The organism is Poriferisphaera corsica, from assembly GCF_007747445.1.
Lineage (GTDB): Bacteria > Planctomycetota > Phycisphaerae > Phycisphaerales > Phycisphaeraceae > Poriferisphaera > Poriferisphaera corsica.
In genome coordinates, this window is record NZ_CP036425.1 from 3,637,991 (window position 1) to 3,653,309 (window position 15,319).

At 47.8% G+C, this 15,319-nt stretch carries 12 protein-coding genes; 2 read left to right on the forward strand and 10 right to left on the reverse strand.

What is annotated here, in order from left to right:
• Positions 1-69 precede the first annotated feature (69 nt).
• Positions 70-885: a TatD family hydrolase gene (locus KS4_RS14845; protein ID WP_145079857.1), complete on the reverse strand. Its 816-nt coding sequence runs from the start codon at positions 883-885 to the stop codon at positions 70-72.
• Between KS4_RS14845 and KS4_RS14850 the strand changes: the two genes are divergently transcribed.
• Positions 859-1,038, forward strand: coding sequence for a hypothetical protein (locus KS4_RS14850; RefSeq protein ID WP_145079860.1), 180 nt, complete (start codon positions 859-861; stop codon positions 1,036-1,038). The genes KS4_RS14845 and KS4_RS14850 overlap by 27 nt on opposite strands.
• On the opposite strand, the gene KS4_RS14855 is transcribed toward KS4_RS14850, so the two are convergent.
• A complete protein-coding gene (locus tag KS4_RS14855; protein WP_145079863.1) occupies positions 1,019-1,933 on the reverse strand; it encodes a hypothetical protein in 915 nt (304 codons plus the stop codon). The genes KS4_RS14850 and KS4_RS14855 overlap by 20 nt on opposite strands.
• A gap of 154 nt (positions 1,934-2,087) precedes the next feature.
• On the opposite strand from KS4_RS14855, the gene KS4_RS14860 reads away from it, so the two are divergent.
• On the forward strand, positions 2,088-3,089 hold the full coding sequence (locus KS4_RS14860; protein WP_145079866.1) for a hypothetical protein: 1,002 nt from the start codon (positions 2,088-2,090) through the stop codon (positions 3,087-3,089).
• A gap of 13 nt (positions 3,090-3,102) precedes the next feature.
• Here the strand turns inward: KS4_RS14860 and KS4_RS14865 are convergent, their stop codons facing one another.
• The 8 genes from KS4_RS14865 to KS4_RS14900 all read right to left on the reverse strand — a co-directional run bounded on the left by KS4_RS14865 (position 3,103) and on the right by KS4_RS14900 (position 15,198).
• Positions 3,103-3,771 (reverse strand): BUD32 family EKC/KEOPS complex subunit, encoded by a 669-nt coding sequence (locus KS4_RS14865; protein WP_145079869.1) that lies wholly within the window; start codon positions 3,769-3,771, stop codon positions 3,103-3,105.
• Between the two features lie 75 nt (positions 3,772-3,846).
• Complete coding sequence (locus KS4_RS14870) at positions 3,847-4,932, reverse strand: glycosyltransferase family 4 protein (RefSeq protein WP_145079871.1); 1,086 nt, start codon at positions 4,930-4,932, stop codon at positions 3,847-3,849.
• Positions 4,933-4,958: 26 nt separating this feature from the next.
• Positions 4,959-6,833, reverse strand: coding sequence for an asparagine synthase (glutamine-hydrolyzing) (gene asnB / locus KS4_RS14875; protein WP_145079874.1), 1,875 nt, complete (start codon positions 6,831-6,833; stop codon positions 4,959-4,961).
• A gap of 293 nt (positions 6,834-7,126) precedes the next feature.
• A complete protein-coding gene (locus tag KS4_RS14880; protein ID WP_145079876.1) occupies positions 7,127-8,434 on the reverse strand; it encodes a DUF1501 domain-containing protein in 1,308 nt (435 codons plus the stop codon).
• 55 nt (positions 8,435-8,489) lie between these two features.
• Positions 8,490-9,968, reverse strand: a complete 1,479-nt coding sequence (locus KS4_RS14885; protein ID WP_234698814.1) for a DUF1800 domain-containing protein — start codon at positions 9,966-9,968, stop codon at positions 8,490-8,492.
• Positions 9,969-10,839: 871 nt separating this feature from the next.
• Positions 10,840-12,495: an ATP-binding protein gene (locus KS4_RS14890; RefSeq protein ID WP_145079882.1), complete on the reverse strand. Its 1,656-nt coding sequence runs from the start codon at positions 12,493-12,495 to the stop codon at positions 10,840-10,842.
• 93 nt (positions 12,496-12,588) lie between these two features.
• Positions 12,589-14,037, reverse strand: a complete 1,449-nt coding sequence (gene argH, locus KS4_RS14895) for an argininosuccinate lyase (RefSeq protein ID WP_145079885.1) — start codon at positions 14,035-14,037, stop codon at positions 12,589-12,591.
• A gap of 36 nt (positions 14,038-14,073) precedes the next feature.
• Positions 14,074-15,198, reverse strand: a complete 1,125-nt coding sequence (locus KS4_RS14900) for a PLP-dependent cysteine synthase family protein (protein WP_200761321.1) — start codon at positions 15,196-15,198, stop codon at positions 14,074-14,076.
• Positions 15,199-15,319: the final 121 nt, after the last annotated feature.

A 15,319-nucleotide genomic window follows, 5' to 3' on the forward strand; every position in this document is an offset into this window, starting at 1 on the left:
GCGTATTGGGGGCGACAAACCCTATGAGGGGGTGTTGATAATGTGCTGATTTGGGGAGAGGAAATAAGGTTATATTTTGATATTCTGGGGGAAGAAGTTTGCGGCATTCTCGAAGAGTTGTTCGGTGAGATCGGTCTGATCGATGCCGAGGATGTCTGCGATGCCGGGGAGGATATGGGCGAGGTTAGCGGGCTCATTACGAGACTTACCGTTGGGGTCTTCACCGCGAATGACGTACTCATCGGGAGGGATCATGTAGGGGGCATCGGTTTCGAGTAGAAGTCGGTTATCGGGAACGGCTTTGATGGCTTCACGCGACTTTTTGCGTGATGGGTCAAGGACGTTGCCAGCAAAAGAGAAATAGATGTGGTCGGAGAAGGTGATGAGTTGTTTAACAATTTCGGCGGATCCTCCGAAGCCGTGGAGAAGGATGCCGGTCTCTGGGATGGATTGTGATTTGAGGATCTCGATGAGCCATGCGTGGGCTTTGATGCAGTGGATGGTTGCTGAACGGTTGAGTTTATGGGCAAGGGTGAGTTGCTCACGGAATACGCCTTCCATGAGTTCTTCATCGCGTGGGGTGATCCATCGATCAAGGCCGATCTCACCTATCTGGGCATTAGAGGATGTTAGTTTAAATTCGAGAAGCTCAAGCCAATTATCATCGACTTCATTGATGAACCAAGGGTGAAGGCCAATGCATGGGATGATGGCGGGGTATTGATCTGGGAGTTCGAGGACAAAATCCCAGTCTTCAGGCGAGGTCGCATTGACGACGAGGTGTGTGATGCCGAGATCGAGAGCGTGCTGAATGACCTGGTCACGGTCAGAGGTAAAGGAGCCATCCTGGAGATGTGTGTGACAATCGATAATGGGATTGATCATAGCGGAGCCTTTCGTGTGTTTGTGAGTTCAGGCGAAAAACTGAACTGTGGCTGCGTGGTGGATGAGGGGTTAGAGAAAATGGGCATGCTGATGATGCCCAGTGTCTATATTATTGCGGTAGAAGTTGGGTTTGTCACTGTTTATGCCAAGTGATTTTGTCGCCGGGGATTTTGCGGTTTACTTTTTGCTTGATGTTGAACTTGAACAGTTGATTGAGGTTGGTGAGTCGAACGACTTTGACGGATTTGATGCGTGAAAGAGGGACGGTTTGATCGGCGAGGCCGTTGGTTGAGCCTTGGGAAGACCAGTAACGAAGGAATGCGTAGGGCTTGCCTTCGGCTTTGAGTTTGGGATCGGCGTAGTAGCCGAGGAAGATGACGGAGTGGCCGCCGCCGTTGTTCCAGGAAATGTTCATGAAGTCGCCGGGGCGGGCATGATCGGGGTTAATCACGGTGCCCATTTTTGCGTATTGAACTAGTGCGAAGTGATTTCCGAAGCCATCGTCATTCCAGTGACCCCAGAATTTGATGCCATCATCACGACGAGAACCATCGGGCTCTTGCATGCGAAGGGCTTCGAGGCGTGTGTGGCTGAGTTTTGCTTTAGGTGAGTGCTGAGTGAAGTAGATGTTGAGGCCTTCAATGAATGCTGAGTATGAGGAGCCGGAGCAGTATGAGGTTTTGCGTGGGGCTTTGAGGAGGGATTGATTGAAGAGTGCGAGGTCGTAGCCGATGGGTGATTCGGTTGGTTTAGCTTTGATGCCGATGAAGTAGCCGCCGCCGGTGGGAGCTGAAGCTTGCACGACGTCGATACCTTTAAGGACAAGCTGATTATAGCCGGGGACATCGTGAGCGAAGGACGTAAAGTGGGCGGTATGATAGGCGGGGAGTTCGTTTTGCTCTGCTGTCAGGAGATATGTGGTTTTATCATCGGTTGTGGGCTTGGGGAGGATTTTGTCGGGTTGCTTTTCAGCGGCACATAGCGGAGCGGTGGAGAGAGTGACGAGCGTGAGAAGCGAAACGAAAAATCCGGGGCGGACGGTTGTCATAATTGGCTGCCTTGAAAGCAAAGTTTTAAGGGGATCCGAAGTTATGCCACTGTCCCAATCTGAGGTTATTGTAACGTGAGATGGATGGCTGGATAAGTGGGAAGTTAGGAGAAGCTGGGATGCAGGCTATTGGGGGGTGGGGTACAATGTGGGGATGAGTGAAAAAGAAGCAAAAAATCTGGGAAATGCGTTTGCTGTGGAGGGTAGCGGCGGTGTTTGCGGGTATTCATTTGGGTGCAACTTTTCGAAATTGAAATACCCGGTGGAAGCTGCGGTCTGGTCGGTGTTGCCGCTGTGTGACTGGTTTGTGTTTGCGGTTGGTAAAAGTGAAGACGACACGATGGAGCGGGTGCTATCGATCAAGAATGATCCTGATCTGCCGATCGCAAAGGAACGATTTGTGATCGTGGAGACAGAGTGGCCAGCGGTACAGATTGATGGGACCGTGCTTTCAATTGAAGCTAACAAGGCATTAGATGCGGCGGAGAAAGTAGCTCAGGAGAATGGGTTGACGTGGGGGTTTTACATCCAGGCGGATGAAGTGATCCATGAGGACGACTTGAAGGCGGTGGCGGATTCGATGGTACATTGGAAAGATGTGCCGAAGGTGAAGGCGTTGCAGTTTCGGTATCATCACTTTGTGCTGGATTATAAAACGGTTGATCCGTGGATGTATCACAAAGCGTGTCGCGTGATGCGGCTGGATGGGTCAACACGGATATTTGGTGATGCGTGCGGGCCGGGATTGCCGAACTATGAGGGGCCGAAAAATGATGGGTACCTGGATAAGAATCATTTGGGGAGTTATGTGCAGTGGGCGGCAACGCCTGCAAAGGCTGGGCACAATGTGTTTGCGAAGCGAGCAAGAGTGTTTCACTATGGGTGGGTAAAGTCGAAGGAAGATCTGGATGAGAAATTCCAGATGGTAGAGAAGTTGTGGTGGGGAACGCTTGATGAAGCGGAAAAAGAGCGTAGAAAGAATAATAAATTCGGTCGGTTTATCGAACGATACCCGTTTTTGAAGAAATTCAAAGGGTCACATCCAAAGATGGTGGATGATTTGATTGCGAAGCATGAGGAATTTGCGAAAGTGCCGAACCGGTGGCTGAACCCAAGATTTTATTTGGAAGTTTTGCGACACGGCTTCCATGGGTAATTCTAACTGATGATTAGTATCCGGTTGAGGTGCGTTGCGGATTTGTTGCGAGCTCGCGAATTTCTTTATCATTGAGGCCCATTGAGATGGCCATACGCAAGCGTTCTGCGCGGGAGAGATTGGCCCGCTTGGCTGTATCATCAAGAATACGGATCATGTTAAGACGTCGACGTCGGCTACAATTCCTCTTGAAACTACCAACATCAATCAGTTTTATCGATCGATCTTTGTCGGAAATGATCATATTGCTTAATTTGCAGTCGCGAAAGACCCAGCCGCTGGTGATAAGTTTACGCATGAGCCGACTGATGGCTTGAAGGATCTGTTTGCGTTTGGCAAACGATGCAAAATTACCTGATTTTAGTTCTTGATAAGCTTGCTGGCCGGCAAATTCGGTTAGGAGATGGGCTTTACCGTTAATCAATTTTGCAGCAACGATTGGCTGGGCGGGGAGGCCTTGCTTGATGAGCTGCGTTGCACGACGTGCTTCAATTTGCGCGGGGTGTAAGCCGATAATCCAACCTAGAATCTGTCGCAATGGGATGTATTCGAATCGCTTTATCACGTAAGGCTTGCCGTGGTATTCGACGAGCCAAACACGACTACGCCGATCCTGTTTATATACTTCCTTTACGGATTGCTTGACGAGTGCGGTGAGATTTGGATGGGTATCATTACACATAGGTGCATTATCATAGCAAGATTGATCACGACCTTGGGAACTGGACATATTATTAATTGAGGACGCTGATTGCGGCTAGACAGGTTGTAGCGCGTTTACAGCATTGACGATACCTTTAGCTCGGGCGGGCCAAGCGTATTGAAGGGCAGAGGCTTTTGCGTTTTCGGCAAGCTTTACTGCTAATGCAGGATCATTCTGCAATCTTTGTATCGCATCGATCCATGCTTTGGGGTTGGCGGGATCGACGAGCAGGCCGTTGTGTTCATGGGTGATGATTTCACGGATGACTGGCAGATCGCTGGCGATGATTGGCCGACCGGCACCGAAAGCTTCGAAGAGCTTCATCGGGCTGAGTGTCTCGATGCGCTTGAGTGAGGGTTGGTATGGCATTAAGGCGATGGACATGCGATCGTGCCAATCGATGACCTGATGATAGGGGGCGAAGGGTTTGATACTGATGTTTGGTGATTCGTCTTCTTTGGATCCGCCGACGAGTGTGATCTGGTATTGCGTTGTTTGCGCAATTTCTTGGAAAATATGTCGGCCATAATCATTCGACATGCGGCCGATATAGACCAGGTTGGGCTGGCTAAGTGTTTGCGGGTTGAATGGTGAGACATTGTTGAATGCGTGCAGATTAACGCCTGATGTCGCGACGTGAATACGTGATGGATCGGCGCCTTCATTGATGAGCATTTGACGTGTTGCTTCGGTGATAGAGATCAGCAGGCCGATGGTTTTGTTGGCGTGCATTTTGAGGATGATGTCGAGTTGCTTTTTCTCTTTGAGAGCAAAGAAATCATGAATCTCCAGATGATGAGAAAGCTTGGCTTTACCGAGAGCGATGCTGATTTCTGCGGATCGCGTGTAGCGTTGCTTGGCTTGCTTGAGTGTTTTGTAGTTCCATTTAATGAATGGCCAAAACTTCCAGCGTGGGTGAAGCAGTTGTGAACGAACGGCATCTATTTTTGTGGGTATGAATAGGTCATTGAGCTTCTTATCAATCGTAATTTTATCAGTCGGCCAAGGAGGAAGATAAAGGCGGATGGATAGCCCCATCTCTGTGAGCGCGGCCACTGTATTGAGGGTTTGGATGAGGTTTGCTCGTGATCGGTGAAGCCTATTGCGGCCAACGTAGATCCAGTCGGGTGTGGTGGTCATAGATAGTTTCGCCTTGTAAAAATAACTTATGCGTCAACTGGATGTTTGTCGAGCCAGCCAAGAAGTGTGATGACGGCGTAGATCATGCTGCGTGAATCTTTGCGGCCAGACTGTAGCTTTGCATACCGGCGTTTGATTTCTTTACTGTTGAGGAATGGGGCGATCTGCTCGCAACGATCGACCCAATCGGCGGTAACTTCTTTCCACTCCGTGGTCATGAAGTCATAGATTGGAACGGAGAAGCCATGCTTTGGACGATCCCACACTTCACGAGGAAGATATTTGTCGGCGAGTTTTTTGAGAACAGGCTTGAGGTTATCTTCACTTAAACCCGAAGCGGCAACACGGTGCATGAGAACCTCGTCCGTGACGGGGTTGCCCAGCATTGGCACACGTACTTCAAGGCTAAAATCCATTGAAGCACGATCAGTTTTCGTGAGGTAATCGTCGGATAGATATTTATGGAGGTCAGCACGCATCAGTGCATCAGTATCGATCGGATCTGCGAAAGATGCGGCGAGATCGACCCAGTGCTTCATGGTATCTTTCAGGTCGGCATGGCGGATGGAATCATTCGTTAGGAATTGATACATATCCTTGCGTGTGCCTTTGAAAGGCCCGAGCTTTGTGTGATTCCAGATGAGCCGATCTTTCCCAAACAATGCTCGCCTGCGAAGTGAGCCGGGGACGAGATTTAGATCTGCAAGTGATTTAATCAGCTTATTTGCTGCAGTTGGAGGAAACATGTCTTCTGTTTCCAGATATCTGGGATAGCCACAGAAAATTTCATCACCGCCATCACCCGCGATCGCGACGGTCACATATTGTTGCATGTGTGAGCAAAGTTTGCGTAATGGGAGGTATGCTGAATCGGCGAAGGGTTGATCGAGATTTTGGATCGATTCGACAAAGAAATCCTGCGTCATATCCTTCGCATTAATCTCAGTGTGCTCGGTTTGAAGTAAATCGGCAACTTGTTTCGCGTACTTTGCTTCGTCATACCCTTTACGCGCAAAGGGAAAAGTCATGGTGAATGTTTTGACTTTTTCTGTGCGTTTGCTTTCTTTGTATGCACGGGTCATGTAATGAACCATGAGCGATGAATCAATGCCGCCGGAAAGGAATACACCAACGGGGACATCGGCAACAAGCTGACGTTTAACGGATTCATAGAGCGCATGATCGGTTATTTCGACGAGTTCATCGAGCGTTAAATCTTGAGCTGGATCCGCGTGAGGGATTGACCAGAAAGGTTTGATGGTTAGTTCATTGCTGTCGTGATGCCACTTGAGATGATGGCCGGGCATTAGCGCGTGAACATCACGGAGGATGGTAAGCGGTGCGGGAATAAAATGAACAGCGAGGTATTCTCTTAGCGCGTGATAGTTAATATTGCGTGGAAAATCGGGGAGCTTCCAGAACGGTGCAAGAGTCGAAGCTGAGATGAAGCCGTTGTGGGTTGAATAGTAGAAAGGCTTGATTCCAAAACGATCTCGGGCGGCATGCAGCACGCGTCCCTGTTTATCGTAGACAGAGAATGCAAACATACCATCTAGCTTTGGTAAAAGCGTATCCGGGCCCCAATGTTGTAGCCCAAGGAGAAGCACTTCAGTATCGGAGTGGTCTGTTTCGAAGACGACGCCTTGGGAGGCGAGTTCTTCGCGGAGCTGCTGAAAGTTGTAGATTTCACCGTTGTAGACAAGTACAAAGCGACCATCGGGGGATTGCATGGGTTGATGCCCACCCTCGATATCGATGACGGCAAGGCGACGATGCCCGAAGGTAAGATCTTTATATTGAACAACACCACGATCATCGGGGCCGCGTGTTTCAATCGTATCTAATGCGAGATCGAAGTTCTCTTTTTCGACGTCACCGATAACGGTTAAGAATCCACACATACAATACTCCGTAGCACGGATACGCCAAACAGTCGCGTGACAGTGGCCATCTGAAAATGCTAGTCATTTTGATCATGCAATGATACCGAGAAATACCATAGGCACAACAATTGACGGGGATGTGGCAGGTGATATGCCAATTGCGACAACGTATAAGGTATTACGCAGCGTCATTGGGTCGCAATTGTGATGGTATATGGGTGTGGTGCCACGGTCATCATCTATTGATATGAGATTCGATCGAGTTGTTTCGAGATATCGATATTTGCAGCTTGATCATGATCCTGAGAAGCCTAGGAGTTCATGACTTTACGGCTAAGAAGGCCTGTATGTTTGAATTGCTTACCGAGCGAAGCGGTGGCGTCGAGCTTCATCCAATTATCGAGCAGATCAGCATACACGCTACGGAAATCTTGATTGAAAATGAGATCGCCTTTATGAAGATCCGTTAGCGAGGGGTATTGGCCATGAATGCCGATTGAGTTAGAGGCGAGGTGATTTCCGAGCACAAACATGAGCCCTGCGGCACCGTGATCGGTACCACTGGATGCATTTTGCTCAACACGCCGACCAAATTCGCTGAAGGCCAACGTCATGACCCGGTTGCTATCACCGGTCGCTTGAAGTTCACTTAGAAAAGCACTTGTTGCGGCAGAGAATTCCGATAGCAATTTTTGATGCTGATACAGTTGGTTGGCATGGGTGTCGAAGCCACCTAAGGTCACGTAATAGACACGCGTTGGGAGATCGTCAGCAATCATGGCGGCGACTTGCTGAAGCTGGCGAGCTAACTTGTTATTAGGGAACTTGGTTTTAGGCTTACGCGAAACAGCTTTTCGTACACGATCGGAGGCGATGTGTGCATCCAAAGAAGTGCGATAGACAAAATCTAGCGCAGGATCACCTGCTGTGTCATTGACGCTTTGCGTTTGAATTTGATCGTAATATTGATCGAGTTTGGCGTTACGGCCTTTTGCGCCCCATTTAAAGCTGTTGATGTTGCTAAATGTGATCGGTTTGGCACGTTTCCCTTGGACAGCGGTTGGCGCTGCGGATCCTAGGCTAATGATCGAGAATGGGTTTTTCGGCTGACGCTTTTGAAAAGATTGATCGATTGCTTTACCGAGCCAACCATGGCCACGGGGATCTAGCGTGTCGCCTGTATGATAGATATCCATTGAGGCAAAATGGGAGCGATTAGGATTGGGGTAGCCAATACCGGGCAGCACAATACACTGGCCAGCTTGTGCAAGGCTGTGCAATTCACGCATGCCGGGATGAAGGCCGATACCGTGATTCGTATCGAGAGTTAATATGTCTTTCTGCTTTATCGCGATTTGCCGCCGAGCTTTATAATAATGGTCATCTCCGTATGGGATGAGGGTATTGAGCCCATCATTGCCGCCAGAGAGTTGTATAACGACGAGTACACGATCTTCCGGGATACCGGGTAACGATGCTGTACCAGCTTTAGCATGCTCCGCGGCCATAAGATTTGATGAATTCAGAAGAAAACCGGGGACCGTCGCTGCAGTCGAAGCTAAAACAAGCGATGTATTTAGAAATTCACGACGAGTAAAGTTATTAATCTTATTGGGCATGGCAACATCTCACATGATGATTGATTGGCTGTCGTTCTATATCAGCAGAAAACAACTAACAGAGTTGGTACTCCGGCATGGTCGTGGCTAATAGCAAAAGACTGATTAGTGATTGACGTGAGGTTGGTTTTGATTCAGAAGCGAGAAAATCATAAAGAGGCCGTCTTCGGGCAGCGGATATGTTGCCAAGCGTGATATCGACGACTCTATCTGCAATCTGCGTAATTGAGGCAGATTGTAAATTCAACCCACTTAATAGCGATTTCGGATCATATGAGAAGGTTTTTTGATTCCGCTTACCGCCAGCGGTGATCATCGTGGTGGTAAGATTGTGGCGGGCCAAGAGTGTAGAGGTATTGATCCATGCTTGACCGGTATCCCAACCTGCGACAGTGGGTGGCTCGAAAAGTTGCTGCCCCATAGTTCGCATGGCGCTACGTAGTTTTGATGCCTTTAGATCTGGCGTACGCAGTGACCGGGTTGTTGTTGCAAACAAATGCACAGGACTTTTGATCTTGCGGCCAACAATGGCGGGGTCATAAAAATGCTGCGATTTGAGGAGTAATTTTAGAACTGGCTTGATTTTATATTTGTGCGTCTGAAGTGCTCTAGCGAGTTGGCCGATGATGCTCGTCTGATCTTTCGTCCAGTCTTGCCCCTGATCGGAGATGTCCGCTACAAAATGTCGGTAAATTTTAAAGGCGATGAAACGTGCACACTGTGGCTTGGCTAGGAGAATACGAACGAAGTCATCGCCGGTATGAGTACTAGTCTGCCCCAGAATCGTTTTGGCATCATCGTCATGCACCCGTTTATTGAAAACGAATTCATTATCACGATAGGTGTAGCCTGTCAGCGCACGAGCACCTTCACTGATATCCTGTTCGGTATAGTTCCCCTCGCCAAGCGTGAATAGCTCCATAAGCTCACGAGCAAGGTTTTCATTCGGTTTTCGCTTGTTATTTTGATTGTTGTTGAGAAACTTGATCATGGCTGGATCGTGAATAATCTCACTCGCGAGCAAGTCGAAGGACGCGGAAGCGTTTTCACGCAGTAAGTGATTTTGCTGATACATGAGATATGCATCACGAACATTCTGCTGTTTGGACGCAAAATGCGAATGCCAAAGCAGAGTGAGCCTTTCTTCAAGTGGACGCGTGGTTTGCTGTATCCGCTCAAGCCACCATTCCTGAAGTTCCTTAAAATCTTCACGATCAGTTCGCTGCCGCTGTTGCCGCTGCTTCTTTAACTGTGCGAGCATCTCCTGATCTTTATTTTTGCGGGCTAGAGATTGCTTCTGCCGCTGCTCTTTGGTTAGTGGCTTGATATTGTCTGGATCAATTTCTGGTTGCTCTACATGCTGCTGATTGATGTTGCTGTAATCCACCAATTGATCTACCGCCAGATCCAGGCCCATATCCTCATATTCTTTAATTTCTTCGTATCTTCCCCCAAAGCCTGCTCGCCAAAGCAAATGTCTTGCATGGTACCAATCGAAATCTGATGCTTTAAGCGGCTCAAGTAAAGTGTTCATATTCGCCATCCAACTCGAAGATTTCGTCAATAAAACAGAAACCGTACGAATAAATAACGTCTCTGACATGATGATATTGCACTAAATTACGTCGATTTTTTCAATACCTAATTTTGTCCAAACGATTCTTCGTCATCAAAACTGTGATTTATATTTTGTTATATAAGCAAATCCAAGACTGAATAATGAAACAAATATGCTATATAAAGACATAAATTATTAAGAATATATAGTCGAAAAAGGCGTCTAATCATGCGATAGCGCTATCGCATGGTTAGATGATCTTTTTTTGCCGTTTTTTTACAAAAAGCGGTTTACTTTTTTAGTGCAGGTAGCCGATACAGGTAAAACACAAAAGGATCTCTTTAAGATAAAACTTAAACCATTCTTTTTGTATGACATCCACCTGACTTTTATAGCTTGTAGATTCAAGCGTGTTAGATATGGAAATACCCATTCAAAAATTGATAAAACTAAAGTTTCATGCATTATTGCTGTAATCATATGCAAGCAGCGATGATGTTATGCCCCCGAAAGAGATGCAAGGTATGCCCACTGTTTGCATCTCTTTTCTTATATAAAAATAAACCATATATAGACTAATTTATCCCTAATATGGTCGCGCGAATTATCAAACTACATCACGAAGAATAACAACGGCGAAATCAATCCATATATATACAGATTCATACTGTTTCATTGAGGCAAACAAATCGTGAACGGTGGAAATGGTCATTGATGACAAAAAGGAAATGAATATATACATCTCATGTGTAGAATTTTGGCCGTAGGATGCCCGACTGAGAGACGATTCAATCATCGAAGCATTCGAAATCTATCTTACTAACAGTAGTTATAACACGTACGTGAATTAAAATGGGCCTTGCGTATCAGCGGAATGCGGCTGATGGGCGGTATTGGTTGGCAAGAGGATAAGGAATGTTGTCCCGCTGTCTTCACCTGTTTCGATTTTAATCTGGCCACCATGTTCTTCAACAACCTTCTTAGTCACAACGAGGCCGAGCCCGGTACCACGAAGACCTTTTGTTGAGTGGAATGGCTGAAAGAGACGTTTTTGGGTTTCGATGGGGATGCCGATGCCGTTGTCACGCACTTGAATAAGCACGAGCTCTTTTTCTGGGAGATATTCAGCTTTTACTGTCACCGCACCGGTTTCAGGCTCACAGGCATCAAGTGCATTATTAACGAGATTAAGAACAGCTTGATGAACACCGCCAGGATCGAGAGGAACTGGAGGCATATCAGTATCGAAATCTGTAATCAAAGCGACATGCTTAGAATCGTACGACTGCTGCATGAGCACGACGATCTCTTCAAGAATTTGCGGTAGATTGGTCATGACAATTTCAGGCTTACGCTGCTTGGAGTAAGCGAGCATGTTCATGGCCAGTTCGTAGATACGCTGCTGATTGCGTGCCACGATATCCCAACCATTTCGAAGCACCTTCACATTGTTCTTACGCATCCCCAGTTCGACAACTTCAGCACCACCACGCATGCCTTGAAGGATGTTTTTGATTGAGTGAGAGAGCGAGGCAACGGTTTGACCGACAGCTGCGAGGCGTTCCGCTTTCAGACGAGCTTCGTATAGCCGAGCGTTCGCCAGAGCGAGACCGGTGTGTACACCAATTGTCGTCAGGAGCGCGAGTTGATCTTCGGTATAGGTGTAATTCTTGATCATGGAATCGACTTGAATGACGCCATAAATACGATCTTTGAATCTGATGGGCACGCACATTGCGGAACGGATGCCGTAGGACTGAACGGAATCACCGGTTGCAAAACGTTCATCGTTCATCGCGTTAGCAGAAAGGACGCCGACACCTTTTTGAATCACATATCGAACGATTGTTTTCGAGATAGCGATTGGCTTTGCATCATCACCAGGCTTGCCGCCGGCAGCTTTGGTACGAATCACCGCGGGGTCATAATGCTCATCTGATTTGTCTGGATTCGTGCGTAATAAGATAAAACCGCGATCCGCATCGAAGTAATCAAACACCACATCCATAACTTTTTCGAGAAGCTGTTGCCGATCTGAGACGGTGCCGATGAGAGAGGTGAGTTCGTAGATAACCTTGAGTTGGAACTCTGCTTCTGAGCCAGGCGAAGGAACCGACATGATCATGGAATCATCGTTGGATTCAACAGTATGCTCGACGGAGATGTCGATTTCATCGCGTCCAGCAAGACGAACGGGTGTTGCTTTTTTCTGAGGTTCGTTGCCATAAAGAAGTAGGGTCGTACCAGTACGAATTTGATCACCCGGACGAAGAACAACCTTGTTGGCCACAAGATTGCCATTGACGTATGTGCCGTTAGAAGACTGGAGATCCCGTATGTACCATGACCCATCGTCAGGCGTGAGTTCTGCATGGCGACGTGAGATAGTCTGGTCATTAAGCGGCAGCGCTTCAGACGAACGCCCGATCTGCTGCGGCTCGTTAGCTGGGAGTTCGAAGCGACGACCTTTTTCCGGTCCTTGTAAAACGGTGAGTACGAGCAAGGCTAACTCCTGCCCCCGAAGAATAAAGACTTAAACGGGGGTATCAGTATTGTGTCATTCTGAATATTTCACACAGCAAAATCTAACCACATATTAGTTGTCGTTATTGGCGAGAACATTTTTCCAATGGGCGAGCTGAGCTTTAAATCCTGGCAAGCCTGAGTTACCGGAAGATTGGTAACGTTTCACGACGTTTTGTGGCGTAAGCCAATCGTATACGTCTTTATCGAAAGTGACATTAAATTCTTTCGATGCGTTCGCCATCTGTTCAATGGTCAGGTCGGAAAGCTCGGTAAGATTGTCAGCTTGGCATTTACGAACGAGCGAGCCAACGATCTGATGTGATGTACGGAAAGGGACGCCACGGTTCACGAGGTACTCTGCAAGCGATGTTGCATCGAGGAAACCTTCATTAAGCTTGGCTGCGATATGCTCGCCTTTAAAACGTGTGGTTTTGACGATGTTGGTTGCCATATCAAGGCAATCGCATACCGCATCATAGGCTGTAAAAATAAAGCGTTTATCTTCCTGAAGATCGCGATTGTAGCCGATGGTGATACCTTTGGTCATGGTAAGTAAGGCGATGAGTTGGCCGTAAACACCAGATACCTTACCGCGGACGAGTTCAAGCATGTCCGGGTTTTGTTTTTGCGGCATCATCGATGAACCAGTCGTATAAAGATCATCAAGCTTGATAAATGAAAATTCAGTCGAAGCATAGATGATCCATTGTTCAGCCCAACGAGAGAGCGTCATCGCAGTCATGGAAAGTGCATAAACAAAGTCGATACCAGCATCGCGTGATGCAGTACCATCGATGGAGTTCATCGACGCTGGGCCAACCCCAAGCACTTCAGCGGTCATATCACGATTGAGCGGCAACGATGAGCCGGCAATCGCACCAGAACCCAGCGGATTTTCTGGGTATGAATGAACGAGAGCAGCAAGACGTTGCTGAGCGCGATCAATTGCAGCCGTCCAAGCCATCAATTCTCCACCTGCAACAATCGGCTGAGCGCGTTGAAGATGCGTATAAGAAGGCATCACAACTTCGCCATCTTTTTCAGCCAGCGAGATGAATGCTTCAATGAGATTCGTATATTTTTTATCGATGCTGTGGTATGCATCAGCAATCCAAAGCTTAAGATCCAACGCAACCTGATCGTTCCGTGAGCGTCCCGTGTGGAGCTTGCGGCCAGCGTCACCTGTCTTAGCGACAAGAGCAGCTTCAACACACATATGCACATCTTCAAGCTCGACATTCCAACCTGACCAGTTGTCACCTTGCTCGTCGATCTCAGATTCGATTTCGGATAGGCCCCGGTTGATCTCGGATAAATCTTCATCAGTGAGTAAATTTTGAGCATGGAGCATCGCGGCATGCGCACGAGAACCAGCGATATCCTGCTTGTATAGACGGGTATCGTAGTCGAGCGATGCGACAAAACGAGCCGCCAACGGGTCTGCGGCTGAACCCTCGCCAGCTTTTGCATGTTCCCAAGGCTTGATAACGGGTGACGATTTTGAAGATTCGTTGCTCATAATGCCATTGTAGCTGGAAAAATCGGTTTCAGCAGGTCAGGTGGATACCGGCTCAAGCTGCCCTGTCTGCTCGAAATTGTTCAATTGATCAAGGTAAGGCTGCAAATCTATACGATGTGATTTGAGCCAATCGGGACTATAGAAGGTATCAAGATAGCGTGACCCTGGATCACAAATCACCGTCGCCACGTTGATCGGCTTAGATTCCTGCGAAGCTCGAGCAATATACCTCAAAGCCCCATAAACATTCGTCCCCGTGGAGCCACCGACCTTACGATCAAGGATGGATTCAAGCCAATGAATTGTGGCAATCGAAGCAGCATCTGGGATTTTTAGCATCGTATCGATCACGGAGGTGATAAACGAGGGTTGTGGCCGAGGCTGACCAATCCCTTCGATCTGCGAACTGTATTTCGAAGACAGGTCTTTCTTGCCTGTCGTAAAGTAATCCGCATACACCGAATGCTCGGGGTCCACGACACACAAACGTGTGTGTTTATATAGATTGGGCTGATAGCGGATGTACCGCCCCAGCGTTGCAGACGTCCCTCCCGTGCCAGCCGACATCACGATCCAATCAAGCCGTGGATTCGGCTCCAGCTGCATCTGTTCAAATAATCGCTCTGCAATGTTATTGCTGCCTCGCCAATCAGTTGCGCGCTCCGCGTAGGTGAACTGATCCATGTAATGACCCTTCAGATCCTTCGCCAATTTCGCAGCTTCATCATAAATGTTGTGAGGCGGCACCTTGTGCGTCTTACCCCCATAAAACTCGATCTTCTTAATCTTCTCCTGTGCTGTCTTCTCAGGAATCACCGCAATGAACGGCAACCCCAACAGTTGTGCAAAGTATGCCTCCGAGATCGCCGTATTCCCCGACGACGCCTCGATAATGGTCGTATTCTGCTTGATACTCCCGTTCGCAAGTCCAAAAAGAAATAACGACCTTGCTAAGCGATGCTTCAATGATCCCGACGGATGAATCGACTCATCTTTCAAATATAACGTCGATCCCTGAAAACAAGGCAACTGCAATTTGAGCAGATGCGTGTCAGCCGATCGCTGATAGTCCGCGTTAATTCGGGCAATCGCATGACAATGCCAATCAAGCTCAGCAGAAGTCAGTGAGCGATTCGGATAAGCTTGCGTAGTGTGTGGCACAACAAGGCTCCAATTCCTAGTTTCATCATGGCTAACCGATCATCAGTCGCCCTGCCCTGTCCGGATTATATGACGTAAAATCTTATTGCTATTTCGGTTAGAATGATCTTGAGTACAGAAA

Excerpts from the sequence above, each read along its gene's own strand:
- KS4_RS14845 (WP_145079857.1), bottom strand. The coding sequence starts at position 885 with ATGATCAATCCCATTATCGATTGTCACACACATCTCCAGGATGGCTCC.
- KS4_RS14855 (WP_145079863.1), bottom strand. The coding sequence starts at position 1,933 with ATGACAACCGTCCGCCCCGGATTTTTCGTTTCGCTTCTCACGCTCGTC.
- KS4_RS14860 (WP_145079866.1), top strand. The coding sequence starts at position 2,088 with ATGAGTGAAAAAGAAGCAAAAAATCTGGGAAATGCGTTTGCTGTGGAG.
- KS4_RS14865 (WP_145079869.1), bottom strand. The coding sequence starts at position 3,771 with ATGTGTAATGATACCCATCCAAATCTCACCGCACTCGTCAAGCAATCC.
- KS4_RS14870 (WP_145079871.1), bottom strand. The coding sequence starts at position 4,932 with ATGACCACCACACCCGACTGGATCTACGTTGGCCGCAATAGGCTTCAC.
- asnB (WP_145079874.1), bottom strand. The coding sequence starts at position 6,833 with ATGTGTGGATTCTTAACCGTTATCGGTGACGTCGAAAAAGAGAACTTC.
- KS4_RS14880 (WP_145079876.1), bottom strand. The coding sequence starts at position 8,434 with ATGCCCAATAAGATTAATAACTTTACTCGTCGTGAATTTCTAAATACA.
- KS4_RS14885 (WP_234698814.1), bottom strand. The coding sequence starts at position 9,968 with ATGAACACTTTACTTGAGCCGCTTAAAGCATCAGATTTCGATTGGTAC.
- argH (WP_145079885.1), bottom strand. The coding sequence starts at position 14,037 with ATGAGCAACGAATCTTCAAAATCGTCACCCGTTATCAAGCCTTGGGAA.